Source organism: Allobosea sp. (assembly GCF_036675845.1).
Classification (GTDB): Bacteria; Pseudomonadota; Alphaproteobacteria; order Rhizobiales; family Beijerinckiaceae; genus Allobosea.
On the sequence record NZ_JAKFED010000148.1, the window covers coordinates 1 to 21,668 of the forward strand.

A 21,668-nucleotide genomic window follows, 5' to 3' on the forward strand; every position below is an offset into this window, starting at 1 on the left:
GCGGGGCTTCCCGGCTACGAGGTCTCGACCTGGTATGCGATGTGGGCGCCGAAGAACACGCCGCCCGAGGTCGTCGAGAAGATGACCGCCGAGCTGAAGAAGGCGCTCGCTGCGCCGATGATCGCCGAAGCCTGGAAGAGGAACGGCTCCGAGATTCCCGATCTCTATGGTGCGGCGTTCGGAACCTTCGTCAAATCCGAGGTGGAACGCTGGGGCAAGGTCGTCGCCAACGCCAACGTCAAGCCCGATTGAGCCGGACCGATCAGGTTGGATCAATCTGATCGGTCCGATGTTCTAGCTTTCCTCGCCCGCGCCGTCGATCACGGCGCGGGCGATTTTCATGCTGAAGCCGGCACGGGCCAGCGTCGCGAGCTGCTTCTGGCGATCCTGCTCCCGCCCGGCCCGGCTCCAGGGCCCGAGCCGCTTGCGCCGCGCGGCGATGCGCGCCGCCGCGAGCTCATCCTCCTCGCTGTCAGGCAGGGTCGCCGCGACGATCTCGCGCGCGATGCCCTTGGCCGCCAGCCCCGCCGAGACGGCGCGCGCCGAGCGGCCCTTGCGCCGCAGGCTCTTGGTCCGCATCTCGGCGAAGCGGCGATCGTCGACCAGGCCGCTGGCGACGCAGGCCGCGACGGCCTCGGCGACCATGGCGTGAAAATCGCCGGGATCTCTGTCGTAATGGCGACAACTGCGTTCGACCTTGCGTTGCAGCACGCGCTGGAGCTGGCTCGACGAGGCGGCATAGCGGTGGAGATAGTGCAGCGCCGCCCGCTGCAGATAGCTCGGCGTGATCGGCCGCGGCGCCCGGCGCGATCCATCCTGCCGCGATCCACTTTGCCGCGATGCGCCCTCGCCTGTCGTCTCAGTCATCGCCGGGCCGGCCGGCCCGCAGGCTCTTGTCGCGGCTGCGCTTGGCCTTGGAAGCCAGACGGCGCTGCTGCGAGCCATAGGTCGCCTTGGTCGGCCGGCGGGCCTTCTGGCGCTCGGCGGCCTCGCGCAGGATCGCCAGCAACCGATCGAGGGCGTCGATGCGATTGCGCTGCTGGTCGCGAAAGCGCTGCGCCACCACGATGATGACCCCGTCCTGGGTCATCCGCCGCCCGGCGACCCGGGGGAGCTTCTCGCGCAGATAGTCCGGAAGCTCGGCCGCCGCCGCGTTGAAGCGCAACTGCACTGCCGACGAGACCTTGTTGACGTTCTGCCCGCCCGGTCCGGAGGCGCGCACGAAGCTCTCCTCGATCAGGCTCTCGTCGATCGCAATGGACGGGGTCACTTGAATCATGGGAGGACGGTAGAGCCGGATGATGCCAGATGGAATCGGATTGGCTCCATCTGACATCGAAATCCGCCGCTGACCAAAGGGTTGGAACCGGATTTGCGTGAAAGGCCGGTTCCGATCCTTTCGCGACCGTTCGATACCGCCCGCAGGAGAACTGCAGCCTTGAAGCCCGCCCGCGACATTGCCCGCCTGATCGAGATCATGGCGGCCCTGCGCACGCCCGGAACCGGTTGCCCCTGGGATCTGGAGCAGGACTTCGCCTCGATCGCGCCCTATACGGTCGAAGAGGCCTATGAGGTTGCCGATGCGATTGCCCGGGGCGATCTCGTCGACCTCAAGGACGAGCTCGGCGACCTGCTCCTGCAGGTCGTGTTCCATGCCCGCATGGCGCAGGAGCAAGGTGCCTTCGCCTTCGCCGACGTGATCGAGGCGATCACCGGCAAGCTGATCCGCCGCCATCCGCATGTCTTCGGCGATGCCCGCGATCTCTCGCCCGCCGAGGTCAAGGCGCTCTGGGGGCGGATCAAGGCGCAGGAGCGCGCCGAGAAGGCGGCAGCACGACAAGCCGCGGGACTTCCGGAAGCCGAGGAGGCGAACGGCGTGCTTGCCGGGGTTCCGACCGCCCTGCCCGCCCTGACCCGGGCCCGGAAGCTGCAGGCCCGGGCCTCGACCGTCGGCTTCGACTGGAAGGATGCCCGGCTGGTGCTCGACAAGATTCGCGAGGAGACGGACGAGATCGACGAGGCGCTGGCCGGCGGCGACAAGGCGGCGATCGCCGAGGAGATCGGCGATCTGCTTTTCGTCGTCGCCAATCTCGCCCGCCATGTCGATGCCGACCCGGAAGCCTGCCTCGCCGCCGCCAGCGCCAAGTTCGAGCGCCGCTTCGCCGGCATCGAGGCGAGACTTGCCGGCGAGGGCCGGAGCCCCGCGGAGGCATCGCTGGATGAGCTGGAGGCGCTCTGGCAGCGGGTCAAGCAGGCGGAACGCGCCAGCCAGGGCTGAGCTTCTCCGGATACGCCGTCCACGAAAGGAAAACGCCGGGCCTTTCGGCCCGGCGTCGATCTTTGGTGCCGCTGGTGCGATCAGGGCTTCGGCGCGGGAGCCGGCGCCGCGCCGGGCGCGGGCATCGTCCCCACGCCAGCACCCGGAACCGGCGACGGCGTCGTGCCGGGCGCGGCGCCGTTGCCGCCGAGGCGCTTGCGGAGCTCGTCCTGGCGCTTGGCGAGCTCGTCCTGGAGCTGCTTCTGCTGCTCCTCGAGCACCTTCGGGTCGATCGGCGCGCCGTCGAAGCCCTTGGCGAAGTCGGTCAGCGGAATCGAGAACGAGACCTCGCGGGCGCCCTGGTTCTGGACGCTGATGTTCAGGTTGGCGCCCTTCTTCATCTGGTTGATGAAGTCGTCCTTGACCTGTGCTTCGGCGAAGCAGCCATTCGGGAAGCAGATCGCGTAGCGGCCCGGGCTCGGCTGAGCGGTGTCGACACCGAAGCGGATGCCGGGCTGCAGCAGCAGGCCGAGCGGCATCAGGAAGCGCACGATCTTGTTCGGGTCGCCCTTGACGTCATAGACCGCGACGGCGAGCACCGGCTGGCCCTGATCCGAGACGAAGTCGCGCGTGGTGTAGCAGATTTCCTTGTTGGCGGCCTGGTCCTTGCCGCAGACCTTGGTCCAGTTCGTCTGCGAAGGCTCGGGCTTGACCTGGACGACCGTCGGGCCGGTCGGCGCGGCCTGTCCCTGGGCGGGCTGCTGCGCCGGAGCCGGCTGCTGAGCGGCGGGCGGCTTGGCAGCTGGACGCTGCGCCTGGGAAAAGGCGGAAAACGGCGCGATGGCAACGGCCGCGCCCAGTACGAGCGCGAGACCGCGGATCGTGCTCTTCGCGGTGGCCCCCTGGTGCAGGGGCAGGCAAGACGAAGCGGACATCTGAAGTTCCTCGAACATGCAAACTGGGTAAGCGACCCTGAAAGGCCGCGCGCAACACCGAAAGCTCAAACCGGCATGGTGCCGGAGCCGGTGGCGGCATGAGCACATCAAGCGCGATTGAGGCGTTTGAATGACGCCACGGCTTGCGTTTAGCGAGTTCCTTCATCGGTTTCCAGCCCGAAGAGCCAGGCAGGGCAAGTTTGCCTCTCATGTTCGGCTTTGGCGGCGTGCTATGGTCGGCGGGGAATCAGGGCCGCTCATGCTCCGAAATCTTGTCGCATCCGCGCGCCGGCGTTGCGTTCTCGGGCTTGCCCTCGGGGGCGCCGCTTGTCTTGCGCTGTTCTCCGACGCGCCGCGGGCCGCTGCGGGGGGAAGCGACCATGCCATCGCCATGCATGGCGAACCGGCCCTGCCCAAGGGCTTCACGCATCTGCCTTATGCCGATCCGGAGGCGCCCAAGGGCGGGCGAATCATCTTCGGCCTGCAGGGCACCTTCGACAGCCTGAATCCGCTCGTCGTGCTCGGCGTCGCCCCGGACGCGGTGCCGCGCTATGTCCAGCAGAGCCTGCTCTTCCGGTCGGCCGACGAGCCCTTCACCGCTTATGGCCTGCTCGCCCGCCGGGTCGAGCTCAACCCGGAACGGACCCGCCTCGTCTTCGAGATCGATCCGCGGGCGCGCTTCTCCGACGGGCAGCCGGTGACCGCAGACGACGTGATCTTCACCTATGAGATGCTGAAGACGAAGGGCAAGCCGTTCCACCGTTCCAGCCTGGCGCGAGTCACCAAGGCCGAGGCGCCCTCGCCCGGCACTGTTGTGTTCGAGCTCGGCGACGGTTCCAACCGCGAATTGCCGCTGGTCATCGGCGCCATGCCGATCTTCGCCAGGCATGCGACCGACGCCGAGAAGTTCGGCGAGACGAGCTTCAAGCCCGCGCTCGGCTCCGGCCCCTATCGGGTGGAGGAGGTCAAGCCGGGCGAGATGCTGGTGCTGAAGCGCCGCAAGGATTTCTGGGCCGAGGATCATCCCCTCACCCGCGGACTCTTCAACGTCGATGAGATCCGTTACGATTTCTATCGCGATTCCAATGCCCTGTTCGAAGCTTTCAAGGCTGGACTCTATGATGTTCGCCTGGAATCCGATCCGACCCGCTGGATGACCGGCTATGACGTGCCGGCCGTGCGCGAAGGCCGGATCGTGCGCGATACGCTGCGCTTCCGGACGCCCAAGGGCATGACCGGCCTGGTCTTCAACACGCGCCGTCCAGCCTTCTCGGATGTCAGGGTCCGCGAGGCCCTGGCGATCCTGTTCGATTTCGAATGGGTCAATCGCAACCTGTTCTACGGGGTCTACAAGCGCGCCGACAGCTACTTCGCCGATTCCGAACTCTCGGCACAGGGCGTGCCGGCCGATGCCCGCGAGAAGGCCCTGCTGGCTGCGTTTCCGGGCGCGGTGCGCGACGACATCCTCGCCGGCAGCTGGGCTCCGTCTTCGACCGACGGCTCCGGGCGCGACCGCGACCAGGCCCGGCGTGCCCTCGATCTGCTCGAAGCGGCCGGCTACGAGCTGCGCGATGGCGAGCTGCGCAAGCGCGGCGACGGCACGCCCTTCAGCTTCGAGATCACCGTGACCAACCGGCCGCAGGAGCGCCTGGCCCTGAACTATGCCAAGTCGCTCGGGCGGCTCGGCATCGCCGTCTCGGTGCGTCTGATCGACGATGTGCAGTACTGGCGCCGGCTCTCCGCCTTCGATTTCGACATGATCCAGTGGACCTGGCCGGCCTCGGCCTCGCCGGGCAACGAGCAGGTCGGGCGCTGGCATTCGGCCAATGCCGAGCGCAAGGGCGCGCTGAACTATGCCGGCGTCCGCTCGCCGGCCGTCGATGCCACCCTGAAGACGCTCCTGGCGGCCGAGTCGCGCGAGGACTTCACGGCAGCGGTGCGCACGCTCGACCGCCTGCTTCTGTCCGGCTTCTACGTCGTGCCGCTCTATTACCTGCCTGAGACCTGGCTGGCGCGCTCGCGCGATGTCGTGCTACCGGCCCGGCGCCCCGCGTATTTCCTCTCGAACGAGACCCTGGCGCGGGCGCCTTCCGCGCCGGCGCCGGCGAACTGAGGCCGGGCGGATGCGGGCCGATCAGGACGAGGCCTCCATCGCCGCGCTGGTCGAGGGCCTGGATTTCGACGGGCTGCTCAAGGCGCTCGCTGCCAAGCGCGGCTACGAGCCGGCCTTCCGCGACCCGCCGGGCAGGCGCGACTGGAGCGATGTCGCGCCCGGCGCCTTCGGCTTTGCCGAGCTCGACAGCCGGGTCGACCGGCTGGCAGGCCTGCTGACGCTGGCACGGCCGCAACCTGGAGCCTGCGTCGCCATCCTCGCGCCGCTCGGGCCGGAAGCGCTGATCTCGATCCTGGCCTGCCTGCGCGCCGGCCTGTCGCCGATGCCGCTTCCAGCCCATGCCGGAGAGGCCGAGCTGTTGCGCCTGATCGAACGCTCCGGTGCGATGATGGCGCTCGGCGTTGCGCGCATCGGCAGCCTCAGGCCGCTCATGCTCCTGCGCGAGGTCGCCGCACGGGCCTTCGGCATGCGCTTCATCGGCGGTTTCGGCGCCGATATTCCCGATGGCATCGCGGCCCTCGACCAGCTTCTCGGCCATGGCGCGCCCCAGCCTTTCGTTGCGGCCCCGGTCCGCTCGACGATCAGCGTCGTCGATGGCCGGAGTTTCGCAGGCCCCTTCGCGGTGGCGGAGAAGGAGGTCCTCGCCAAGGCGCTGGAGATCTCGCGCGCGCTGAAGCCCCTCGCCTCCTCGCGCGTGGTCACCACGCTGGTCGGCGCAGACCTTGCCGCGCTGGCGACCGGCCCCGGGATCGCGCTCCTGACCGGCGTCGAATTGCTGCCGCTCGGCCTGTTCGTCCTCGACGATCTGCGTGCCTGCCTGGAAGGCGGGCGCATGGTCCACCTCGTCGTGCCCGGCGCGATGGAGCCGGCATTGGCGCGCTCACGGCTCGGCGGGCACAAGGCGCTCTCCAGCCTGGTCTTCGTGCGCCGCGCCGATGAGGAGCCGGCCGCCCTGTCGATCGACCGACCGGAGATCGCCATCGTCGACGTCACGGTGCATGCCGCAAGCGCGATCGAGATTGCGCGCCGCCCCGCCGGCTGAGCGAAGCGTCAGGCTCGGGCCTGCCGCGGAGCACCCCGGCCCGAGCGGAACTCCGGCCGGCGCAATCCGGGCTGAACGCCTTATCGTCATTGCGAGGATACGAAGCCGACGAAGCAATCCAGGAGCGGCAGAGCTCTACGAGCTGGATTGCTTCGCTTCGCTCGCAATGACGAGGGAGCGTTCAGCTATGCCGCCTTCTTCCGTTCCGCGATCCGCGCCAGATCGGTCAGCAGCCGGCGCGTGCCCTTCAGCCGCTGCTCGGCGGTCTCGAAATCGTCGATGAAGACGACGCGCATGTCGGGCCTGACCTTGGCCAGCGTGCCCTGCTTGGCGACATAGCCGACGAGGCCTTCCGGATTGGCGAACTCGTTGTCGCGGAAGGCGACGATGATGCCCTTCGGCCCGGCCTCGACCTTCTCGACATTGGCGCGCTTGCAGAGCGCCTTGATCGCGACGATTCCAAGGAGCTGCTGCACCTCTTCCGGCAGGGGCCCGAAGCGGTCGACCAGCTCGGCGCCGAAGGACTGGATCTCGCCATCCTCATCCATGGTCGAGAGGCGCTTGTAGAGCGTCAGCCGCAGCGTCAGGTCGGTAACATAGTGCTCCGGGATCATCACCGGCGCGCCGATCTGGATCGACGGCGACCAGTGCGCGTCGCTCTCGATCTCGATGCCGGCCTTGAGCGCCGCCACCGCCTCCTCCAGCATCTGCTGGTAGAGCTCGTAGCCGACCTCCTTGATATGGCCGGACTGCTCGTCGCCGAGCAGGTTGCCGGCGCCGCGGATGTCGAGATCGTGGCTGGCGAGCTGGAAGCCGGCGCCGAGCGTGTCGAGCGATTGCAGCACCTTGAGCCGCCGTTCGGCCTGATCGGTCAGCTTGCGGTTGACCGGCATGGTGAAGAGCGCATAGGCGCGGACCTTCGAGCGCCCGACACGGCCCCTGAGCTGATAGAGCTGGGCGAGGCCGAACATGTCGGCCCGGTGCACGATCAGCGTGTTGGCGCTCGGGATGTCGAGGCCGGATTCGACGATCGTGGTCGAGAGCAGGATATCGTACTGGCCCTCGTAGAAGGCCGTCATCACGTCCTCGAGCTGGCCCGCCGCCATCTGGCCATGGGCGATGCCGACCTTGGCCTCGGGCACCTGCTTGTCGAGGAAGTCCTTGACCTCCGCGATGTCCTCGATGCGCGGCACGACATAGAAGGAGCGCCCGCCCCGATAGCGTTCGCGCAACAGGGCCTCGCGCACGATCAGCGGATCGAAGGGCGTGACGAAGGTGCGCACCGCCAGCCGGTCGACCGGCGGCGTCGCGATGATCGAGAGCTCGCGCACGCCAGTCATGGCGAGCTGGAGCGTGCGCGGGATCGGCGTCGCTGTCAGCGTCAGCATGTGGACCTCGGCCCGCATCTCCTTCAGCCGCTCCTTGTGGGCAACGCCGAAATGCTGCTCCTCGTCGACGATGACGAGGCCGAGATCCTTGAAGTCGATGCCTTTTCCGAGCAGCGCATGGGTGCCGACGACGATGTCCATGGTGCCGTCGTTGATGCCCTGCTTGACCGCCTTGAGATCGGGCGCAGGCACGAAGCGCGAAGCCTGGCCGACCTTGACCGGCAGGCCGGAGAAGCGCTCGGCGAAGTTGCGGTAATGCTGGCGGGCGAGCAGCGTCGTCGGGACCACGACCGCGACCTGCTTGCCGGCGAGTGCAGCGGTGAAGGCGGCGCGCAGCGCAACTTCCGTCTTGCCGAAGCCGACATCGCCGCAGACCAGCCGGTCCATCGGCCGTCCGGCGGCGAGGTCGTCGAGCACCGCGTCGATGGTGTTCTGCTGGTCCTCGGTCTCCTCATAGGGGAAGCGGGCGCGGAATTCGTCGTAGAGCCCGTCCTGCGGGACCAGCCGCGGGGCCTCCTTGAGGGCGCGGGCGGCGGCGATCTGGATCAGCTTGCCCGCCATCTCGCGGATGCGCTGCTTCAGCTTGGCCTTGCGAGCCTGCCAGCCGCCGCCACCGAGCCGGTCGAGTGCGACCTCGGTGTCCTCCGAGCCGTAGCGCGAGAGCAGTTCGATGTTCTCGACCGGCAGGAACAGCTTCGAATCGCCGGCATAGCGGATCTCGAGGCAGTCATGCGGCGCGCCGGCGGCGGTGATCGTCTGCAGGCCGACGAAGCGGCCGATGCCGTGGTCGACATGGACGACGAGATCGAGGGGGGTCAGCGAGGAGAGCTCGTTGATGAAGTCCTGTGGCCGGCGCGTCTTCTTGCGCGGGCGCACCAGCCTGTCGCCGAGAATGTCCTGCTCGCCGATGACCGCGAGCCTGCCGGCCTCGAACCCGGTCTCGAACCCCCAGACGGCGAGCGCGGTGATGCCCGGCTTGAGATCGAAGGCGGCGCGCAGGCTGCCGGTGGTCTGGACGCTCTTCAGGCCATGATCGGCCAGGACGTGAGCGAGGCGCTCGCGCGAGCCTTCGGACCAGCCGGCGAGGATGACGCGCCGTCCGTCGCCCTGCAGCGCCTTCACATGGGCGACGGCGGCGTCGAAGACGCTGCCGGCATTGTCGGCACGCTCGGCGGCGAAGCTGCGGCCCTGTTTCGCACCGAGATCGACGATCAGCTTGGCGTCGCTCTGGGGGATCTGGAACGGCGTCAGTGTCGCGACGCCGGCCTGGTCGACGATGCTGCGCCAGTCGGCCGGGGAGAGATAGAGCGCGTCGGGCAGCAGCGGCTTGTAGGGGATGCCGCCGGCGCCGGGCTGGTCGAGCGCCGCCTTGCGGGCGTCGTAATAGTCCTTGATCAGGCTGATGCGTTCACCGACCGCGTCTTCGGCCTGATGGTCGAGCACCAGCGGCACGTCCGGCAGATAGGTGAAGAGCGTGTCGAGCCTCTCCGCCAGCAACGGCAGCCAGTGCTCCAGCCCGGCCGGGCGCCTGCCCTCGCTGACTGCCTCGTAGAGCGTGTCGTCGCGGCCGGGCGTGCCGAAGGTCGCGATATAGGACTGGCGGAAGCGACGGATCGAGTCGCTCGTCATCTGCGCCTCGGACATCGGCACGAGGTCGAGCCCGCGCAACTGCCCGGTGGTGCGCTGCGTTTCCGGATCGAAGGTGCGGATCGATTCGAGCGTGTCGCCGAAGAAATCGAGCCGGATCGGTGCCGGCATGCCCGGCGGATAGAGATCGACGATGCCGCCACGCACCGCGAACTCGCCGGTCTCGCGCACGGTCGAGGTGCGCAGATAGCCGTTGACGTCGAGCCAGCGCGCCAGCTCCTCGGTGTCGACCATGTTGCCCGGCGCCGCCGAGAAGCTTTCGGAAGCGACCTTGCCGAAGGCCGGCACGCGCTGGAGCGCGGCGTTGACGGTGGTCAGCAGCAGGCGCGGCTTGTCGCCCGATTTGGTCTTGGCCAGCCGCGACAGCGTCGTCATCCGGTGGGCGACGATGGAGGGCGCCGGCGAGACGCGGTCATAGGGCTGGCAATCCCAGGCCGGGAAGCTCATCACCTCGAGATCGGGCGCGACGAATTGCAGCGCGTTCTCCAGCACCTGCAGGCGCTGGCCGTCACGGGCGACGAAGACGAGCAGCGCCGCGCCTTCTGCCTTCTTCGCCCGGGCCCGGACGAGATCGGCGAGGACGACCGCGTCGAAACCGTCGGGTACGCCCGAGAGCGTCGGCTTGTCGCCGCGATTCAGCGCCTCGAGGATGCGCTCGAGCTGCGGCTTGGCGAGTTGGGCGGGAGGCGGGATGCTCATCGGGCAATCATCTCAGGGCGTCATTCTCGGGCTTGTCCCGAGAATCTCAGGACCAGTGGGCGCTGGTTTTCCGAGATGGTCGGGTCAAGCCCGACCATGACGGCTTGGTCGCAGCGACCGTTCACACATGGATCGGCTTGCCGTGATGGTGGAAAGCTTTCAGCCGGCGAAAAACCGCACTGTCATAGTTCTCCGGCACGTCCGCCTCCCCGGTGATCCAGCTCAGCAGGTCTCGGTCGAGCACCTCGATCAGGCGCTCGAACTCGTCGAGCTCGGCTTCGCTCAACGCGGCGATCTCGGCATCGGCGAAGCGCCCCATGATCAAATCGGTCTCGCGCATGCCGCGATGCCAGGCGCGGAACAGGATCTTGCGCCGGCGCGGATCGAGATCGGCGCTGGTTCGGGTCGAGCCACTCATCCTTCATCCTCGCGCAGGCAAAAACGGAATGGGCCGGCCCCGTCGCGGAGCCAGCCTTTGCGGGCTATATAGCGAGGCAACCCGACGAAGTCAGCGGTGCAAGCGCCGCGATCCTCGCACTCCTGACATGCTGTGAGCGGCTCCCTTTGCGTCCCTCGATCCTCGATCCCCTGTTCGCGCCCGCCACGACGCTCTCCGGCGTCGGCCCCAAGCTCGGCAAGCTGCTGGACAAGTTCCTCGGCGACGAGAGCCACGCCGCCCGCGTCATCGACCTGCTCTTCCATCTGCCGAGCGGCGCCGTCGACCGCCGCCCGAGCGAGAGCATCGCCGAAGCGCCGATCGGCGAGATCGCGACCTTCTCGGCGCGCGTCACCGAGCATCGCCCGGCCCCGCCGACCAAGGCGAAGGCGCCCTATCGCATCCTCGTCGAGGACGAGACCGGCGACGTGACGCTGGTCTTCTTCCATGCCGATGTCCGGCATCTGCTGCAGACCCTGCCGGTCGGCGCCTATCGCCTGATCTCCGGCAAGCTCGAGCTTTGGGACGGCATGCGCCAGATGGTGCATCCCGACCGCATCCTCGATCCCAAGCTCGCTGCCAGCCTGCCGGAGGTGGAGCCGGTCTACCGCCTGACGGAAGGCGTCGGCGGGCGGGTCATGGCGCGGATCGCCGCCGGCGCCGCCGAGTGCTGTCCCGAGCTGCCGGAATGGCAGGATGGCGGTTTCCTGGCGAAGGCCGGCTTTCCAGCCTTCCAGCCGGCGATGCAGGCCTTGCACCACCCGCCGGACCTCAGAGCCGTCGAGGGCGACACGGTGGCGCGCCGGCGCGTCGCCTATGACGAGCTGCTGGCGAGCCAGATCGCGCTCGCTCTGGTGCGCCGCCAGCAGAAGAAGGCGGCCGGGCGGGTCACGCAGGGCGATGGAGCATTGCGCCGGGCGATCGAGGCCGCCCTGCCCTTCAGCCTCACGCAAGGCCAGCGCCAGGCGGTCGCCGACATCCATGACGACATGGAAAAGCCGGAGCGGATGCTGCGCCTGCTCCAGGGCGATGTCGGCTCCGGCAAGACCGTGGTCGCGCTGATGGCGATGGCGGCGGCCGCCGAAGCCGGGCGGCAATCGGTCCTGATGGCGCCGACCGAGATCCTCGCCCGTCAGCATGCCGAGCGGCTGGCGCCGCTGGCGCAGAAGGCCGGCCTGAAGCTCGCCTTGCTGACCGGTCGCGAGAAGGGCGCGGGCCGCCGGCAGGTGCTGGAAGGTCTGGCGAATGGCGAGATCGACATCGCCGTCGGCACCCATGCGCTGTTCCAGGAGGGCGTCGGCTTCCACGATCTCGCCCTTGCCGTGGTCGACGAGCAGCACCGCTTCGGCGTGCACCAGCGCCTGCTGCTCGGCGCCAAGGGCGAGGCGGTCGACATCCTGGTGATGACGGCGACCCCGATCCCGCGCACGCTGTCGCTGACCTGGTTCGGCGACATGGACATCTCCGTGCTCGCCGAGAAGCCGGCGGGCCGCAAGCCGATCGTGACGCGGGCGATCTCCTCCGAGCGCCATGACGAGGTGGTCGGTGCCGTCGGCCGTGCGATCGATGCCGGCGCGCAGGTCTACTGGGTCTGCCCGCTGGTGCAGGAATCCGACACGCTCGACGTCGCGGCAGCACAGCAGCGCTTCGAAGCGTTGCGGGAGGAATTCGGCGACAGGGTCGGCCTGCTGCACGGCCAGATGCCGGGCCGCGACAAGGATGCGGCGATGGCGGCTTTCGTCGCCGGGCAGACGCGGGTGCTGGTCTCGACCACGGTGATCGAGGTCGGCGTCGACGTGCCCAATGCCAGCGTCATGGTGATCGAGCATGCCGAGCGCTTCGGCCTCGCCCAGCTCCACCAGCTGCGCGGGCGGATCGGACGCGGATCGGCCGCCTCGACCTGCCTCTTGCTCTACAAGGGCCCGCTCGGGCCGGTGGCGGAGGCAAGGCTGACGATCATGCGCGAGACCGAGGACGGCTTCCGCATCGCCGAGGAGGATTTGCGCCTGCGCGGCGAAGGCGAGGTGCTGGGTACCCGCCAGTCGGGCTCGCCGGACTGGCGAATCGCCAGGCCCGAGGTTGATGGCGACCTGCTGGCGGCGGCGCGCGACGATGCCCGCCTGCTGATCGAGCGCGATCCGCAACTCGAGACGCCGCGCGGCCAGGCGGTCAGGACGCTGCTCTACCTGTTCGAGCGCGACGTCGCGATCCGGCTGCTGCGGGCGGGCTGAGGGCATTCGGTCCTATTGGGCCGGGGCGCTTCCAGCAGCGGTAGCCGGGACGCGGGCGATCACCTTGATCTCGAAATCGAACCCCGCGAGCCATGTCACGCCGACGGCGGTCCAGCTCGGATAGGGCGGATCGCCGATTTCCTTGGCTCGGACGGCCAGCACCGTGTCGAACTGCGTCTGCGGGTCGGTATGGAAGGAGGTGACGTCGATCACGTCGTCGAAGCTCGCGCCTGCCGCCGCCAGCACGGCGCGCAGATTGGCGAAGGCCCGCCGGACCTGATCCTCGAAAACCGGTTCGGGGCTTCCGTCCTCGCGGCTGCCGACCTGTCCCGAGATGAAGAGGAGATCGCCAGCGCGGATGGCCGCGGAATACTGATGGACATCATAGAGGGCATGTCGATCGGCGGGGAAAATGGCGTCACGTTTGGCCATGTTGTTTCCTTTCTTGCTTCGCGAAACGCAGGCGGGACGAAGCCGCGAGGTTTCCTGCCGCCAAGAGATAGAGGATGATCACTGTTCGGATTAGTCGTTGAAATCCACACAGGCTGATGCAGATTGGCCAGCAATGACCCGCCCATCGCTCAACGACCTCACCGCCTTCATGACCGTCGCGACGCGTCGTAGCTTCCGGCGCGCGGCGGATGAGCTCGGCACGGCGCCCTCGACGCTGAGTCATGCAATGCGCGCCCTCGAGGAGCGCATGGGCGTGCGGCTGCTCAACCGCACGACACGCAGCGTCTCGCCGACCGAGGCCGGTTTCGAGCTGCTCAACCGTCTTCAGCCAGCGCTAGCGACACTGGACGAAGCTCTCGACAGCATCGCCATCTTCCGCGGCAGCGTGGCCGGAACTGTCCGGATCAATGCGCCGCGGCTGGGGGCTTCGCTGCTCGTCCGCGACGTTCTGCCTGAGATGGCGGAACGCTTTCCCGGCGTGGTCGTCGACCTCGTCGCCGAAGGGAAGCTGATCGACATCGTCTCGGCCGGTTTCGACGCCGGCGTGCGCCTGGTCGACTCCGTTCCGAAGGATATGATCGCTGTGCCGTTCGCCGGCGCGGTCAGCTTCATCTGCGTCGCGTCACCGGCCTATCTCGAACGCTTCGGCGAGCCGGCCACGCCCGATGAACTGGAGCGTCATCGCTGCATCGGCCACCGCGTGCCCAACGGCAAACTTTACCGCTGGGAGTTCGAGCGAGCCGGGCAAGCGCTGACGATCGAGGCAGCTGGCTCAGTCATTCTCGACGACGAGGAGCTGATGGTGGATGCCGCGATCAAGGGCTTGGGAATAGCCTATGTCGCCAGCCTGGCCGCCGAGGCAGCCTTGGCCGAGGGGCATCTGCGCCAGGTTCTGACCGCGTGGACGCCCGCTCCCGAAAAGATCGCGATCTACTATCCGGGGCATCGCGCCGTGCCGCCGGCGCTGCGCGCATTCCTGGATGCCGTCAAGGCGCTGCGATAGTCGGGCGGCAAGGACATAAGTCCGAGCTGCGCGAGTCCGAGGCTGCAAGCCAGGGGCTTGGCTGGATGAAGTCAGGGAAGCGGTGGCGGAAGTCCCACAGCAATCCCGATCAAGCGTGGGCATCTTGCCTTCGCCATGGTGCCGGCGCTTCGTGAGATTGCCATGGACCCTGTCAACAAAGCACTCTGGTGCGTCGAGAGCCGCTTCGCCTCGGAGATCTCGCTCGACGAGATCGCCGAGATCAGCGGCGTCTCGCGCTACCATCTCTGCCGGGCCTTCGGGACCGCGACCGGCCAGTCCGTGATGCGCTATGTGCGCGGCCGCCGGCTGACCGAAGCGGCCCGCAAGCTGGCAGCGGGCGCGCCGGACATCCTCTCCGTCGCGCTCGACTGGGGCTATGGCTCGCACGAGGCCTTCACCCGCGCCTTTCGCGATCAGTTCGGCCTGACGCCGGATGCCTTGCGCGAGCGGCGCGATCTCGACGCGCTCACCCTCGTGGAACCGATCATGCTTGACGACACCCTCCGCACCAAACTCGAGCCGCCGCGCATCGTCCCCGGGGAGCCCCACCTGGTCGCGGGATTGCAGACGCGCTTGGACGACGGCAACACCAGCGGCATCCCGATGCTCTGGCAGCGTTTCGGCCCCCATATCGGCCATGTGCCCGGGCAACTCGGCACAACCTGCTACGGCGTCTGCCTCAACGCCGAGGATGGCAGCTTCGACTATCTCGCCGGCGTCGAGGTCCGTTCGGCCGACGAATTGCCGAACGGCTTTTCGATCGCGCGGCTCGCGGCGATGGAGCATGCCGTGTTCACCCATCGCGACCATATCTCGTCGATCCGGAACACTTTCATGGCGATCTGGCAGGATTGGCTGCCGAACTCCGGTCGCAAGGCGGCCGAGGCGCCCTGCTACGAGGTGTCTATGACGAGCGTTTCGACGCTCGCAGCGGCAACGGCGTGACGGAGATCTGGATTCCGCTCCAGCCGCTATGAACCCTGCGCCGGCGAAGTCAGCCTCGCTCCTGGGGCTCGCCATTGCCGTTGCCATTGCGCGGCTTGGACTGCGACTCGCCGGGCTGGATCAGCCCGGCGGACATGATCAGCTTGGCACCGTCCTCCACCGAGATCGCAACCTCGACGACCTCCCGCCGTGGCAGATAGAAGAAGAAGCCGGTGGTCGGGTTCGGCGTGCAGGGCAAGAAGACGCCGATCTGCTCGTCGCCATCCGGCAGCTGGCCGGCGATCTCGGGCGCCGCCTCCTGCGCGATGAAGACGATCGACCACATGCCCGGCTGCGGGAACTGCACCATGCCGACCTTGCGGAACGAGGTGCCGGATTGGGAGAAGATCGTCTCGAAGATCTGCTTCACGCTCTTGTAGAGCCCGCGCACCACCGGCATCCGATTGAGGATCGCCTCGCCGGCCCCGATCAGCGTGCGCCCGACCAGATTCGCGGCGAAGAAGCCGAGCGACGTCAACCCGATCAGGGCGATGACGACACCGAAGCCGGGCAGCGGGAACGGCAGGTAGTTTTCGGGCCAGAAAATGGCCGGGATCAATGGCCTGACCCAGCCATCGACGAGATTGATGAACCACCACGTCACCGACCCGGTGATGGCGAGCGGCGCCGCCAGCACCAGGCCCGTCAGGAAGTAGCGCCTCAGCCTGGTGGCGAAGCTCGGCCGCAACAGGTCGGGGTGGACGACGAGGCGTGGATCGGGCGGACGGGCTGCAGCCATCGACTATCCTGAACTCCAGTCTCGATCCAAGGCTTGCGGCTTCCCGAGCTTGCACCGCAATATCCGACGATAGCCGAGCATGTGCTTCTGGCTAGCCCCTGATTCTCCGGTATCGACAAGGCGCGTGTCCGAGCCTTCCAGACAGCACGGCCCCTGGCGCCGCCCCTTCTATCTCGCCGCCGGCTGGCTGCTGACCGGGCTCGGCGTGATCGGGCTGGTGCTGCCGCTGATGCCGGGCACGATATTCCTGATCGCCGCGGCCTGGTGCTTCTCGCGCTCGTCGCCGCGCTTCGAAGCCTGGCTGATCGGCCATCCCTGGCTCGGCCCGCAGGTCGTGAACTGGCGCGCGACCGGGACGATCGCGCGCCAGACGAAATACATCGCCTGCGGCTCGATGCTGGCGAGCTTCGTGCTGCTGGCGGCGACCGATGCGCCGCCGGTCGCCCTATGGGCGAGCGGCGCCTGCCTGATCGCGGCGGGCACCTATGTCGCCAGCCGGCCGGAGCCGACGGGCGAATGATTCACGAGCGGACGAGGCTCACTCGACGGTGACCGACTTCGCCAGGTTGCGCGGCTGGTCGACGTCCTTGCCCATGAAAACCGCCGTCTGGTAGGCGATCATCTGGATCGGCAGGGAATAGACGATCGGCGCGAAGAGCGGGTCCATGTCCGGCATGATGAAGGTCGCTTCCGGCACGATGCCGCATTCGGCCGCGCCCCGGGCATCGGTGATCAGGATGATACGGCCGCCGCGCGCGGCCACCTCGTGCATGTTCGAGGCGGTCTTCTCGAAGAGCGCGTCATACGGCGCGATGACGATGACCGGCATCTCCTCGTCGATCAGCGCGATCGGGCCGTGCTTGAGTTCGCCCGCCGGATAACCTTCGGCGTGGATGTAGCTGATTTCCTTGAGCTTCAGGGCTCCTTCCAGAGCCAGCGGAAAGCTCGTGCCACGGCCGAGATAGAGGACGTCCTTGGCCTTGGAGAGTTCGCGGGCCAGCGCCTCCGCCTGCGGCTCGAGCTCGAGCACCTTGGCCATCAGCCCCGGCAGGACGATCAGGTTCTGGACGTACTGCGCCTCCTCCTCTGCCGAGATCGTGCCGCGGGCGCGCGCCGCGGTCAGCGCCAGGCAGGCGAGCGTCGTCAGCTGGCAGGTGAAGGCCTTGGTCGAGGCGACGCCGATCTCGGGGCCGGCGAGCGTCGGCGCGACCACGTCGCTGTCGCGCGCGATCGTCGAGGTCGGCATGTTGACGACGGAGAGGATCGTCTGCGCCTGCTTGCGGGCATATTGCAGGCAGGCCAGCGTATCGGCCGTCTCGCCGGATTGCGAGATGAACAGCGAAAGCCCGTTCTCCGGCATCGGCGGCTCGCGATAGCGGAATTCGGAAGCGACATCGATCTCGACCGGGAGCCGCGCCAGGCGCTCGAACCAGTATTTCGCGACGAGGCCGGCATAATAGGCGGTGCCGCAGGCCGACATCGAGATGCGCGACAGCTTCGCCCAGTCGACCGGCGCCGCTTCCGGCTGCAGCGTTCCCGAGGCCATGTCGACGTAATGCGTCAGCGTGTGGCCGACGACTTCCGGCTGCTCATGGATCTCCTTCGCCATGAAATGGCGGTGATTGCCCTTGTCGACCAGCAGGGCGCCGGCCGTGACCTGGCGGGCGCGGCGCTCGACCTGCGTGTTCGAGCGGTCGTAGAAGGTCGCGCCGCGACGGTTGAGGACGACCCAGTCGCCCTCTTCCAGATAGGCGATCAGGCTGGTGAAGGGGGCAAGCGCGACTGCGTCGGAACCGAGATACATCTCGCCGTCGCCGACACCGACCGCGAGCGGCGGGCCGTTGCGGGCGCCGATCAGGAGGTCGTCCTCGCCCTGGAACAGGAAGGCGAGCGCGAAGGCGCCGCGCAGGCGCGGCAGGCAGGCCGCCACCGCCTCGACGGGCTTCTTGCCGCGGTCGAGCTCGCGCGTCACCAGTTGCGCCACGACCTCGGTGTCGGTCTGGGTCTCGAAGCCGTAGCCATCGGCCTCCAGCTCGTTCTTCAGCTCGCGGAAATTCTCGATGATGCCGTTATGGACGACGGCGAGCTTCGGCGTGGCGTGCGGGTGGGCATTGGTCTCGTTGGGGCGGCCATGCGTCGCCCAGCGGGTATGACCGATGCCGATCAGGCCTTCCAGCGGTTCGTTCGAGAGCCGCACGGCGAGGTTTGAGAGCTTGCCCTCAGCGCGGCGGCGGCTGAGCTTGCCATGCTCCAGCGTGGCGACCCCGGCTGAATCATAGCCGCGGTATTCGAGCCGCCGCAGCGCCTCGACCACCTGCCCGGCCACTGCTTCCTTGCCGAGGATGCCCACGATTCCGCACATGCTGATGCCTCTTGCGATGATCTCTTCGCCGTCCGCCATAAGGCCAGGGGACGAGAATGCGAAATCACGATGGATGACGAACTGTGAACGAACCCTGGCGAAAACCGGCTAAAGCGCGGCCTTTCGCGCCTTTGCGGTCGCCCGGAACGCAGCCGCCCAGCCCTCGCGCTCGACCTGCCGGCCGCGCGCCACCGCCAGCGCGTCGGCCGCGACGTCGCGGGTGATCACCGAGCCGGAGCCGACATAGGCACCGGCGCCGATCGTCAGCGGCGCGACCAGGGCGGAGTTGGAGCCGATGAAGGCGCCCTCCCCGATGATCGTCTTCGACTTGAAGAAGCCGTCGTAATTGCAGGTAATGGTGCCGGCGCCGATATTGGCGGCGGCCCCGATCTCGGCGTCGCCGATATAGGTCAGGTGGTTGACCTTGGCTCCGGCCCCGATCGTCGCGGCCTTGATCTCGACGAAGTTGCCGATCTTGACGCCCTTGGCGAGATCGGCGCCGGGCCGCAGCCGGGCATAGGGACCGATGGTCGCGCCCGGCCCGACCTTGGCCCCCTCCAGATGCGAGAAAGCGTGGATCACGGCGCCGTCGGCGACGGTGACGCCCGGGCCGAAGACGACATTGGGCTCGATCAGCACATCGCGGCCGATGCGCGTGTCATGGCTGAAGAATACGGTTTCGGGCGCGATCAGCGTGGCGCCGGCCGCCATCGCCTCCAGCCGCCTGCGCTTCTGGAAATCCGCCTCGGCGCCGGCCAGCTGTGCCCGATCGTTGATTCCCTGGACCTCGGCCTCCGGCGCGATCAGGGCGACCGTCGCGAGACCCTGCGCCCGGGCGACCTCGACCGCGTCGGTCAGGTAGTATTCGTTCTGGGCGTTGGCGTTGCCGATGGCATCGAGGATGGCGAGCGCTCGCTTGCCTTCGAGCGCCATCAGGCCGGCATTGCAGAGCGTGATGGCGCGGGTGGCCGCGTCGGCATCCTTGTGCTCGACGATGGCGTCGAGCTGGCCGCCCCGGGTGACGAAGCGGCCATAGCCGGTGGGATCGCGCGCCTCGAAGCCGAGTGCCGCCACGCCTGCACCCCGATGCAGCGCCCGGCGCATGTCGGCGAAGGTCTCCGGGCGCACCAGCGGCGTGTCGGCGAAGGCCACGAGCACGTCGTCATGGCCGGCGGCCAGGCTCTCGCGGGCCGCGAGGACGGCATGGGCCGTGCCCTTGCGTTCGGCCTGCACTGCGATCTCGGCATGCGGCGCGAGCTTCCTCACCTCCGCGACGACGTCCGGCCGGTCCGGCCCGATCACGACGACGAGCGCGTCGGCCCCGGCAGCGGAGACGGCCGCCAAGGCGTGGCCCAGCAGCGAGCGCCCTGCCATCTCGTGCAGCACCTTCGGCCGGGCCGATTTCATCCGCGTCCCCTCGCCGGCCGCAAGGATGATGGCAAGGCAGGTTCTGGCGGGCTGCATTTCCGTCATGATCTTCGAGTCTCATGCTGTCGGGGCAAAAATCCCGGTCGGCGCGGGTGCGCCCGAAGCCGGCCATCGATCTGGCGCAGGCGAGTGCTGCGCCGGGAGTGGATAGCCGATCCAAGGCGGATTTGGCAAAGTCGGCCGCCGAACTGAAACCGGAGCCGCCGCAGAGCCTTGGCGTGGAGGGGGCGAGCGACCCAGGGGGTGGCATCGCGTAGGGGCGGCAGCCTCTTTTTTCTCCTTTAAAAAGAGAGGCGCGCTTTTCAGCTCGCCGCAAAATGCTCTAGAAGCGCAAGGCGGTCGCTCCGCTGACGGCGCAAGTTGGAACTGATGTCGAAATCCTTGAATCGTCGTCGATTTTTAAGCGCCGCAGCGACCGGCCTCGTCGCGCAGCGGCTCGTTTCCGGAACACCGGCCCTCGCCCAGTCGAGCTGGGCCGCGCTGGTGCAGTCGGTCATCGCGGAGGGCCAGCGCTTCGACGCCTCGCTCGTCGTCGAGGCGGCGCGGATGCTCTCGCGCCGCCCGATGGTGCCGCTGACGGCGACCGACCTGCCGGAAGGCTACGCCACCCTGCCCTATGACCAGTATGTCGGCATCCGGGCCCAGCCTGGCGGGCTGATCTGGGCCGGCGAGAATCGCGGCTTCACGGTCGAGCCGATTCATCGCGGCTACGTCTTCTCGGCGCCCGTCAGCCTGTTCACGGTCGAGGACGACGTGGTGCGGCGTGTGGCCTTCGACCGCGGCAAGTTCGACTATGGCCGGGTCACCCCGCCACCGGCCGGGCTCGACCTGCAATTCTCGGGATTCCGCGTCGCCACCGGACTGGAGCGACCCTATGAGGTCGCCATCTTCCAGGGCGCGACCTTTTTCCGCTCGCTGGCCCGCGGCCAGAATTTCGGCGCACTGGCGCGCGCGCTCATCCTGCGGCCGGGCGAAACGCGCGGCGAGGAAATCCCGTTCTTCCGGGCCTACTGGATCGAGCGGCCGAGCCCGGCCTCCGGCGTCCTGATCATCCATGCGCTGCTCGATTCCGAGAGCGTGACCGGTGCGGTGCGCATGACGTTGCGCCCCGGCGACCTGACCTTCATCGACGTCGAGATGACGCTGTTCGCCCGCGCCAATCTCGAGCATGTCGGCTTCGGCTGCACCATGGGCACCTTCTTCACCGGCCCGCAGAGCCGCCGCGGCTTCGACGACCTGCGGCCCTCGGTGCACGAGATCTCGGGCGTCCAGATGCAGTCCGGCACCGGGGAGTGGATCTACCGGCCTCTGAGCAATCCCGCCAATCTGCAGGTCTCCTCCTTCCAGGATTCCAATCCCCGCGGCTTCGGACTGGTGCAGCGCGAGCGCGACCCCAATGCCTTCGTCGACGACGACCAGCGCCTGGAGCTGCGGCCGAGCGTCTGGATGGAGCCGCTCGGCGAATGGGGCCAGGGCTCGGTGCAACTGATCGAGATTCCGACCGACTCCGAACTCAACGACAACATCATCGCCTATTGGCGCCCGCGCCAGCCGATCGCGGCCGGCAGCGAGACGGCGGTGGCGTATCGCCAGGCCTGGTGCTGGCAGCCGCCGGACAAGCCCGCGCTGGCGATCGCGACCAGGACGCGCCAGGGCCGCGGCTCACAGGCCCGCCGGCGTCGCTTTCTCGTCGATTTCACCGGCGACAGGCTCAGCGATGCCGGCCTCGTCGCGGCGACCCGTGCGACCGTGACCGCGACCCCGGGCGCGGTGCATAACCTGCGTCTCTGGCCCTTTCCCGAACGCCGGATCATGCGCGTCGGCTTCGAGGTCGATCCCGGCAACGAGAACCTCTCGGAGCTTCGGCTCGTGCTCGACGCCGGCGGGCAGCCGGTGTCCGAGACCTGGCTGAACCGGTGGACGTGGTGAG

The 21,668-nt window shown here is 68.1% G+C and carries 18 protein-coding genes; 9 read left to right on the top strand and 9 right to left on the bottom strand.

The window, feature by feature from the left end; translation table 11 throughout:
- The coding region (locus V6M56_RS16450; protein WP_332685233.1) for a tripartite tricarboxylate transporter substrate-binding protein at window positions 1-252 on the top strand (252 nt) is incomplete at its 5' end.
- Window positions 253-294: 42 nt separating this feature from the next.
- On the opposite strand, the gene V6M56_RS16455 is transcribed toward V6M56_RS16450, so the two are convergent.
- Together V6M56_RS16455 and arfB are read right to left on the bottom strand one after the other, a co-directional pair.
- Window positions 295-867, bottom strand: coding sequence for a regulatory protein RecX (locus V6M56_RS16455; protein WP_332685234.1), 573 nt, complete (start codon window positions 865-867; stop codon window positions 295-297).
- The gene (arfB, locus tag V6M56_RS16460; protein ID WP_332685235.1) at window positions 860-1,279 is read right to left on the bottom strand and encodes an alternative ribosome rescue aminoacyl-tRNA hydrolase ArfB; all 420 of its coding nucleotides are present in this window, start codon (window positions 1,277-1,279) and stop codon (window positions 860-862) included. The genes V6M56_RS16455 and arfB overlap by 8 nt, the downstream gene beginning before the upstream one ends.
- A gap of 159 nt (window positions 1,280-1,438) precedes the next feature.
- Here arfB and mazG point away from each other — a divergent pair, with 159 nt between their 5' ends.
- A complete protein-coding gene (mazG, locus tag V6M56_RS16465; RefSeq protein WP_332685236.1) occupies window positions 1,439-2,278 on the top strand; it encodes a nucleoside triphosphate pyrophosphohydrolase in 840 nt (279 codons plus the stop codon).
- Between the two features lie 80 nt (window positions 2,279-2,358).
- On the opposite strand, the gene V6M56_RS16470 is transcribed toward mazG, so the two are convergent.
- A complete protein-coding gene (locus V6M56_RS16470; protein ID WP_332685237.1) occupies window positions 2,359-3,192 on the bottom strand; it encodes an invasion associated locus B family protein in 834 nt (277 codons plus the stop codon).
- Window positions 3,193-3,583: 391 nt separating this feature from the next.
- On the opposite strand from V6M56_RS16470, the gene V6M56_RS16475 reads away from it, so the two are divergent.
- Together V6M56_RS16475 and V6M56_RS16480 are read left to right on the top strand one after the other, a co-directional pair.
- Entirely contained in the window at window positions 3,584-5,305 is a 1,722-nt protein-coding gene (locus V6M56_RS16475) for an extracellular solute-binding protein (protein ID WP_332685238.1), read from the top strand.
- 10 nt (window positions 5,306-5,315) lie between these two features.
- Window positions 5,316-6,347, top strand: coding sequence for an AMP-binding protein (locus V6M56_RS16480; RefSeq protein WP_332685239.1), 1,032 nt, complete (start codon window positions 5,316-5,318; stop codon window positions 6,345-6,347).
- Between the two features lie 185 nt (window positions 6,348-6,532).
- On the opposite strand, the gene mfd is transcribed toward V6M56_RS16480, so the two are convergent.
- Both mfd and V6M56_RS16490 read right to left on the bottom strand, forming a co-directional pair.
- Window positions 6,533-10,081, bottom strand: coding sequence for a transcription-repair coupling factor (gene mfd / locus V6M56_RS16485; protein ID WP_332685240.1), 3,549 nt, complete (start codon window positions 10,079-10,081; stop codon window positions 6,533-6,535).
- A gap of 121 nt (window positions 10,082-10,202) precedes the next feature.
- Entirely contained in the window at window positions 10,203-10,499 is a 297-nt protein-coding gene (locus V6M56_RS16490) for an FAD assembly factor SdhE (protein WP_332685241.1), read from the bottom strand.
- A 146-nt stretch (window positions 10,500-10,645) separates the two neighbouring features.
- On the opposite strand from V6M56_RS16490, the gene recG reads away from it, so the two are divergent.
- Window positions 10,646-12,748: an ATP-dependent DNA helicase RecG gene (recG, locus tag V6M56_RS16495; protein ID WP_332685242.1), complete on the top strand. Its 2,103-nt coding sequence runs from the start codon at window positions 10,646-10,648 to the stop codon at window positions 12,746-12,748.
- Between the two features lie 12 nt (window positions 12,749-12,760).
- On the opposite strand, the gene V6M56_RS16500 is transcribed toward recG, so the two are convergent.
- Complete coding sequence (locus V6M56_RS16500; protein WP_332685243.1) at window positions 12,761-13,180, bottom strand: RidA family protein; 420 nt, start codon at window positions 13,178-13,180, stop codon at window positions 12,761-12,763.
- Window positions 13,181-13,313: 133 nt separating this feature from the next.
- On the opposite strand from V6M56_RS16500, the gene V6M56_RS16505 reads away from it, so the two are divergent.
- Window positions 13,314-14,204: a LysR family transcriptional regulator gene (locus V6M56_RS16505; RefSeq protein ID WP_332685244.1), complete on the top strand. Its 891-nt coding sequence runs from the start codon at window positions 13,314-13,316 to the stop codon at window positions 14,202-14,204.
- A 162-nt stretch (window positions 14,205-14,366) separates the two neighbouring features.
- The gene (locus V6M56_RS16510) at window positions 14,367-15,170 is read left to right on the top strand and encodes an AraC family transcriptional regulator (RefSeq protein WP_332685245.1); all 804 of its coding nucleotides are present in this window, start codon (window positions 14,367-14,369) and stop codon (window positions 15,168-15,170) included.
- A 49-nt stretch (window positions 15,171-15,219) separates the two neighbouring features.
- Here V6M56_RS16510 and V6M56_RS16515 read toward each other — a convergent pair whose 3' ends face one another.
- A complete protein-coding gene (locus V6M56_RS16515; RefSeq protein WP_332685246.1) occupies window positions 15,220-15,948 on the bottom strand; it encodes a DUF502 domain-containing protein in 729 nt (242 codons plus the stop codon).
- A 124-nt stretch (window positions 15,949-16,072) separates the two neighbouring features.
- Between V6M56_RS16515 and V6M56_RS16520 the strand changes: the two genes are divergently transcribed.
- The gene (locus V6M56_RS16520; RefSeq protein ID WP_332685247.1) at window positions 16,073-16,468 is read left to right on the top strand and encodes a YbaN family protein; all 396 of its coding nucleotides are present in this window, start codon (window positions 16,073-16,075) and stop codon (window positions 16,466-16,468) included.
- An 18-nt stretch (window positions 16,469-16,486) separates the two neighbouring features.
- Here the strand turns inward: V6M56_RS16520 and glmS are convergent, their stop codons facing one another.
- The gene (glmS, locus tag V6M56_RS16525; protein ID WP_332685248.1) at window positions 16,487-18,310 is read right to left on the bottom strand and encodes a glutamine--fructose-6-phosphate transaminase (isomerizing); all 1,824 of its coding nucleotides are present in this window, start codon (window positions 18,308-18,310) and stop codon (window positions 16,487-16,489) included.
- A gap of 108 nt (window positions 18,311-18,418) precedes the next feature.
- The gene (gene glmU, locus V6M56_RS16530) at window positions 18,419-19,774 is read right to left on the bottom strand and encodes a bifunctional UDP-N-acetylglucosamine diphosphorylase/glucosamine-1-phosphate N-acetyltransferase GlmU (protein WP_332685249.1); all 1,356 of its coding nucleotides are present in this window, start codon (window positions 19,772-19,774) and stop codon (window positions 18,419-18,421) included.
- A 333-nt stretch (window positions 19,775-20,107) separates the two neighbouring features.
- On the opposite strand from glmU, the gene V6M56_RS16535 reads away from it, so the two are divergent.
- On the top strand, window positions 20,108-21,667 hold the full coding sequence (locus tag V6M56_RS16535; RefSeq protein ID WP_332685250.1) for an OpgD/OpgG family glucan biosynthesis protein: 1,560 nt from the start codon (window positions 20,108-20,110) through the stop codon (window positions 21,665-21,667).
- Window position 21,668 lies beyond the last annotated feature (1 nt).

Coding starts and splice junctions, on each gene's coding strand:
- V6M56_RS16455 (WP_332685234.1), bottom strand. CDS start 867: ATGACTGAGACGACAGGCGAGGGCGCATCGCGGCAAAGTGGATCGCGG.
- arfB (WP_332685235.1), bottom strand. CDS start 1,279: ATGATTCAAGTGACCCCGTCCATTGCGATCGACGAGAGCCTGATCGAG.
- V6M56_RS16470 (WP_332685237.1), bottom strand. CDS start 3,192: ATGTCCGCTTCGTCTTGCCTGCCCCTGCACCAGGGGGCCACCGCGAAG.
- V6M56_RS16475 (WP_332685238.1), top strand. CDS start 3,584: ATGCATGGCGAACCGGCCCTGCCCAAGGGCTTCACGCATCTGCCTTAT.
- V6M56_RS16480 (WP_332685239.1), top strand. CDS start 5,316: ATGCGGGCCGATCAGGACGAGGCCTCCATCGCCGCGCTGGTCGAGGGC.
- mfd (WP_332685240.1), bottom strand. CDS start 10,081: ATGAGCATCCCGCCTCCCGCCCAACTCGCCAAGCCGCAGCTCGAGCGC.
- V6M56_RS16490 (WP_332685241.1), bottom strand. CDS start 10,499: ATGAGTGGCTCGACCCGAACCAGCGCCGATCTCGATCCGCGCCGGCGC.
- V6M56_RS16500 (WP_332685243.1), bottom strand. CDS start 13,180: ATGGCCAAACGTGACGCCATTTTCCCCGCCGATCGACATGCCCTCTAT.
- V6M56_RS16505 (WP_332685244.1), top strand. CDS start 13,314: ATGACCCGCCCATCGCTCAACGACCTCACCGCCTTCATGACCGTCGCG.
- V6M56_RS16510 (WP_332685245.1), top strand. CDS start 14,367: ATGGACCCTGTCAACAAAGCACTCTGGTGCGTCGAGAGCCGCTTCGCC.
- V6M56_RS16515 (WP_332685246.1), bottom strand. CDS start 15,948: ATGGCTGCAGCCCGTCCGCCCGATCCACGCCTCGTCGTCCACCCCGAC.
- glmS (WP_332685248.1), bottom strand. CDS start 18,310: ATGTGCGGAATCGTGGGCATCCTCGGCAAGGAAGCAGTGGCCGGGCAG.
- glmU (WP_332685249.1), bottom strand. CDS start 19,774: ATGCAGCCCGCCAGAACCTGCCTTGCCATCATCCTTGCGGCCGGCGAG.
- V6M56_RS16535 (WP_332685250.1), top strand. CDS start 20,108: ATGTCGAAATCCTTGAATCGTCGTCGATTTTTAAGCGCCGCAGCGACC.